The sequence below is a fragment of the Streptomyces kronopolitis genome, from assembly GCF_014646275.1.
Lineage (GTDB): Bacteria > Actinomycetota > Actinomycetes > Streptomycetales > Streptomycetaceae > Streptomyces > Streptomyces kronopolitis.
Genome location: NZ_BMND01000085.1, coordinates 1 through 4,794, shown reverse-complemented (window position 1 = coordinate 4,794; position 4,794 = coordinate 1). Strand labels below are relative to the sequence as shown.

Below are 4,794 nucleotides of genomic sequence, written 5' to 3'. Positions count from 1 at the left end.
ATAAGTACCACATTTACGGAGAGATATCATGAGTGGCGATCGCCCGTCGAAAGACGGTGGGACTCCCCAAGGCCCATTGTCGGAGGACGTGCACCTCACGCTTGTGGGCGGCCCCGAGGAATACGGCAGGAGTCCAGCCGGACCCGTTCGGTACATCGCGTACTGCAATCCCGCGGGCGCTATCGGTTATCTGTGGATGGCGGCGGACGGCTCTGACAATGCCGGTTCCATTCCGAGCCCAGAGCACGGGTATCGCGCCATCAACGCGCGGGGCTTCTGGATCGAGCGCATGCGGGAGGCGAAGGCACGCGGTTTGACGCCAGAGCAGGCGCTGACCTGGCTGTTGGACTCCCAGGTGGGAGGTATGCCTTTCCCGGGCCGGGTGTCGCGCAGGTCCGGAGGAGAGATGGAGAGTCTGGAGGCGCTTCGGACCCGGATCAAGTCGTTCCCGGAGGTCAAGGAGCCGCCGTATCTGCGCACTCACTCCTATTCGGGGCGGACTGTCGAATCGGACGGACGGCAAAGGCTGCTCGTACCGAAGATCACCGACGACATGCGGAAGTCGACTGTCCTCGCTCCGGGCAAGCGGATGATCGCCATCGATCCGGAGTACCCACTCTTCAGCGGCGTTCCCCTCGAAGGGATCGTCGGGGACTGGCAGACGACCAGGACGGCGGGTTCGGCGACTTCGTCCGTAACCGGCACTACCGCCCCACCCCAACGGCGGTCGGAATGCTTCGGGCAGAGAACACGGTGGAGCGGGCCGTCCAGCTCAGGCTGCTCCGCCGCATTACGGAGGACGAACTTCTGAAGGAGCTGCGCTCCGCTCAGGTCCTGGTCCCCGTGGAGGACGACGGCAGTACGCCGCGCCTCCGGGAGCGCGGCCCCGGAGAGCGTCCATTCTTGCTGATGTACACCGGAGCGCGCCACGCACCGCAGGGCGGGGAGCATTGCTGCTGGATGAGCGCCGCGGAGGTGGCGGGTCGCATGATTAATCTCGACATCGAGATCGACGAGGGGAGCGCGGCATGCCTCGACATTGCGGCTTCCAAGGTGGCGGTGAGCCCTTTCGGCTGACCCTGAGACGTTAACCGCTTACCGAACGTGATCCTTCGATCGGCTTGGGCGGGCATGAACTCCGACTGGCGGCGGGGGAGATAGGGCGGTTCGTCCCGACCGGGTTCCGTCCCAATGTCCCGTCGTACCCGCACATCGCACACGCGAAGGCATAGGCGCGCAGTACTTCTTCGGCGAATCCTGGCCTAGGTCGTGTCCGCAAAGTCAGGGGAGCCAGAGTTGTAGGCAGGCGAGGGTGACCATGGCTTTGTAGTGGCGGGCGCGTTTGTCGTAGCGGGTGGCGAGGGCTTTGTGGTGCTTGAGCTTGTTGAAGCAGCGTTCGACGACGTTGCGGCGGCGGTAGGCGGTCCGGTCTAGGCGGCAGAGGCTCTCGCCTCTGCGGATGCGGCCGTTGATCTGGTCGATCCGTTCCGGGATCGCGGCTTTGATCCCGCGTCTGCGCAGGTAGGTGCGGATTTTGGTGGACGAGTAGCCCTTGTCCGCGACCACGCGGTCAGGTCTGGTCCGTGGGCGGCCGGGTCCGCATCGCTGGATGCGGACGGCTGCCATCACGGCTTCGAACTGGGTGCAGTCGTTGACGTTTCCGGCGGTGAGGGTGAAGGCCAGGGGCCGGCCGTGTCCGTCGCAGGCGAGGTGGATCTTGGTGGTCAGTCCGCCGCGGGATCTGCCGATGGCCTCGCCCGGCCAGTCCTGCCCCTTTTTCGGGCCCCGGCCGTGTGCTGATGAGCCCGCACGGTCGTGGAGTCGATGCACATGATGGACCAGTCGACTGTGCCGACGGCGTCGGAATGCTGCTGGACGTGGGCCAGCACGCGGTCCCAGGTGCCGTCGGCCGACCAGCGGCGGAAGCGTTCGTAGACCGTCTTCCACGGTCCGTAGCGTTCGGGCAGGTCCCGCCAGGCGGCCCCGGTGGACAGCTTCCACAGAACCCCGTTGACCACCTGGCGGCGGTCCCGCACCGGCCGCCCCATCCGCGACGGCGCGAACAACGGCTCGATCACCGCCCACGACTCATCAGTCAGCTCATGACGACGCACCACGAACAGACCAACGAACCAACGACTTTGCGGACACGACCTAGGGCATGGCACTGCCAGTGGGGCCGACGCACCGGCTGAGTAAGGTGAGCGATCACGGGAGCAGACGGAGTGGAGGGGGTGGTAGCGCCATGCTGGAGCCAGGACTGGGGACGCCGGATCCGTTCGTCTCGATGCCCGCGCCGAGTGTGAAAGGGCGTCTCTTCGGCGGCCTCTTCTTCTTTCTGGCGCTCCTCTGCGCCGGCTTCTCGCTGTACAACTCGACGCACGCAGCGGGCCTCGTCGGTCGTCACGGCACGCTCACGGTCGAGCGCTGCTGGATCGACCACGGAAGCCGTCACCACAGCGACAGGACGGTGTGCGCCGGCACCTTCCGCGCAGACGACGGAGCGACCGTCGATCACGAGGCGACCATCACGGCAGACCGCGAACGGGGCGACCGCATCCCCGTCCAGCAGACCGTGAGCGGCTACCTCGCCACCGGCTTCGGCCAGATCTGGCGCTGGTGCGCGCTGTTCTTTCTCGGCTGGATCATCGCCGCGCTGGGGATCCCGTTCGCCGCGACCGGCATCCTGCCGAGCAGGGGACAGGCCGTGGCCGTGGGCCGGTTGATCGCCGGAACCCGCGCGAGTGCCTGGATGAAGCGGCTGGTCCTGGGCGGCGCCGGTGGTGCGGCGCTCAGCCTCTACCTGGCCTGGATCTTCTGAGCCGGAAGGCTCCGACCACGCGACCGATCGACGCAATGACCATGAGCACAACCATCAAGTGAGGGAACCGGCTTGAACAGTCAGTCGTGGGGCGACATCGTCGCCCGCCGTGCCCGTGTCCGTGGCTGTCTTCTGGGCGGGGCGATAGGCGACGCCCTGGGATACCCGATCGAGTTCCATTCGCTGGCCTCGATCCGCAACGGCTACGGGCCGTCCGGGATCACCGGCTTCCTGCCGGTCGGCGGCGTCGTCCTCGGCCAGGTTTCCGATGACACCCAGATGACCCTCTTCACCGCGGAAGGCCTCATCCGCGCCTACGCCCGCTACGGCCCCGCCACCCACGACGGCATCAGCTCCGCCGGGCCCGTCCTCGTGCGGAACGCCTATCTGCGCTGGCTCGACACCCAGAACCACCCCGCGCCCCCGCCGCCGGCCGAACTCGCCTACGACCGCAACGGCTGGCTGCGCCAGCAGACCTGGCTCTACGCCCGCCGTGCCCCCGGCAACGCCTGCGTCTCCGGCCTCCGCTACGAGCACATCCCCGACAAGCTCGGCGAGCTCGGAGCGCCGGGGCCGGTCAACCCCGACTCCAAGGGCTGCGGCACGGTCATGCGCTCGGCTCCCTTCGGCCTCACCGGCATGCCCGTTCGCCGAGCCTTCGAATTTGCTGCCCGCTGCGCCCAGATCACCCATGGCCATCCCACCGGCTACTACGCGGCCGGTGCCTTCGCCGCCATGATCGGACACCTACTGGACGGCGACTCCCTCGAAGGCGCCGTGCTGCGCTCGATGGAACTCCTCGCCCGCTATCCCGGCCACGAGGAGACGACGGCCGCCCTCCGCAAGGCGGTCGACCTGGCTGCCGACGGCACAGCGACCCCCGAGAAGGTCGAAACCCTCGGCGGAGGCTGGATCGCCGAGGAGGCCCTGGCCATCGCCGTCTACTGTGCCCTCGCCCGCCCCGCCGACCCGGCACCCCGGCGCACGCGCGTTGAGTCAGCTTTCCTGCTCTCCGTCAACCACTCCGGTGACAGCGACTCCACGGGATCCATCTGCGGCAACCTCCTCGGCGCCCACCACGGCGACCTCGCCCTCCCCCCGTCCTGGCTCACCGCCGTCGAGGGCCGTGGCACGATCACCGAGCTGGCCGACGACTTCTCGGCGGCGTTCCACCCCCTCACCCACCAGCCGTACAACGAGTCGTTCTTCGCCCCCGGGCGCTACCCGAGGAGCTGACGCCGCTCGGCCACGGGCGCCCACCCGGCACCGTACGGCAGTGCCCGGGCATGATGGAGGGGTGCGGCTGGAAGCGATCTCCTGGGAGCGGCTGACCGATGCGCGCGCTGACCGGATCGGAAAGCTGACGGCCGGCGGACGGCGGTCCGTGGCTGCCCGTCGCGATCGACGGGGCGCCGACCGCCCATCCGGAAGGGCTGGCGGCGCGCTTGGCGGATGTGCTGCGGATCCGCGGACGCTCGGTGCAGACCGTCGGGACGGGCGGCTTCCTGCGACCCGCCTCGCTCTGGTACGAATTCGGGCCCGAGTACCCCGACGCGTACTACGACCAATGGATCGATACGGGTGCGCTGTGGCGCGAGGTCTTCAACCCCCTAGAGGCGGACGGCAGCGGGCGCATCCTGCCCGACCTGTGGGACAGGCCCGCATCGAGATCGGATAGAAGCTCCGCGATCCAGCTGGCGAGCACGTTGTCTGCAACATCGAGCGGCTGCACACAGGGGGCCTCTGGGAAGAACAAAGGCACGGCCTCGCCCTCGGAGCAACTCTGCTGCCAGAGCAGTACAGATGGGAGTAAGACCGTGTCCTATGGTGAGGCGGACGTTGGCCTGTGTATGGGGCGGGGTACGTGGAGTTGGACGGTTCCGGACGGTCTGTGGGAGATCGCGAAGCCGCTGATCCCGCCATCGAAGGTGCGGTCGCAGGGTGGTGGACCCAGGACACGCCTGATGAAACGG

At 67.9% G+C, this 4,794-nt stretch carries 4 protein-coding genes and 3 pseudogenes; 5 read left to right on the top strand and 2 right to left on the bottom strand.

The features are described 5' to 3' along the window. Positions 1 to 28: 28 nt before the first annotated feature. Both IEY78_RS33650 and IEY78_RS33645 read left to right on the top strand, forming a co-directional pair. Positions 29 to 811 (top strand): hypothetical protein, encoded by a 783-nt coding sequence (locus tag IEY78_RS33650; RefSeq protein ID WP_189104798.1) that lies wholly within the window; start codon positions 29 to 31, stop codon positions 809 to 811. A 92-nt stretch (positions 812 to 903) separates the two neighbouring features. After that, a complete protein-coding gene (locus IEY78_RS33645) occupies positions 904 to 1,077 on the top strand; it encodes a hypothetical protein (protein WP_189104797.1) in 174 nt (57 codons plus the stop codon). Between the two features lie 94 nt (positions 1,078 to 1,171). On the opposite strand, the pseudogene IEY78_RS35215 reads toward IEY78_RS33645, so the two are convergent. Together IEY78_RS35215 and IEY78_RS33640 are read right to left on the bottom strand one after the other, a co-directional pair. Next, a pseudogene (locus tag IEY78_RS35215) lies at positions 1,172 to 1,276 on the bottom strand (phosphorothioated DNA-binding restriction endonuclease); the annotation flags it as partial. Between the two features lie 5 nt (positions 1,277 to 1,281). Further along, positions 1,282 to 2,114: pseudogene (locus tag IEY78_RS33640) on the bottom strand (IS5 family transposase). 131 nt (positions 2,115 to 2,245) lie between these two features. Here IEY78_RS33640 and IEY78_RS33635 point away from each other — a divergent pair. From IEY78_RS33635 to IEY78_RS34740, 3 genes and pseudogenes are all read left to right on the top strand, one after another. Continuing rightward, a complete protein-coding gene (locus IEY78_RS33635) occupies positions 2,246 to 2,821 on the top strand; it encodes a hypothetical protein (protein ID WP_189104796.1) in 576 nt (191 codons plus the stop codon). Between the two features lie 72 nt (positions 2,822 to 2,893). After that, on the top strand, positions 2,894 to 4,057 hold the full coding sequence (locus IEY78_RS33630) for an ADP-ribosylglycohydrolase family protein (RefSeq protein ID WP_189104795.1): 1,164 nt from the start codon (positions 2,894 to 2,896) through the stop codon (positions 4,055 to 4,057). Between the two features lie 61 nt (positions 4,058 to 4,118). After that, positions 4,119 to 4,518, top strand: a pseudogene (locus IEY78_RS34740) (nucleoside/nucleotide kinase family protein); the annotation flags it as partial. Positions 4,519 to 4,794: the final 276 nt, after the last annotated feature.

Coding starts and splice junctions, on each gene's coding strand:
- IEY78_RS33650 (WP_189104798.1), top strand. CDS start 29: ATGAGTGGCGATCGCCCGTCGAAAGACGGTGGGACTCCCCAAGGCCCA.
- IEY78_RS33635 (WP_189104796.1), top strand. CDS start 2,246: ATGCTGGAGCCAGGACTGGGGACGCCGGATCCGTTCGTCTCGATGCCC.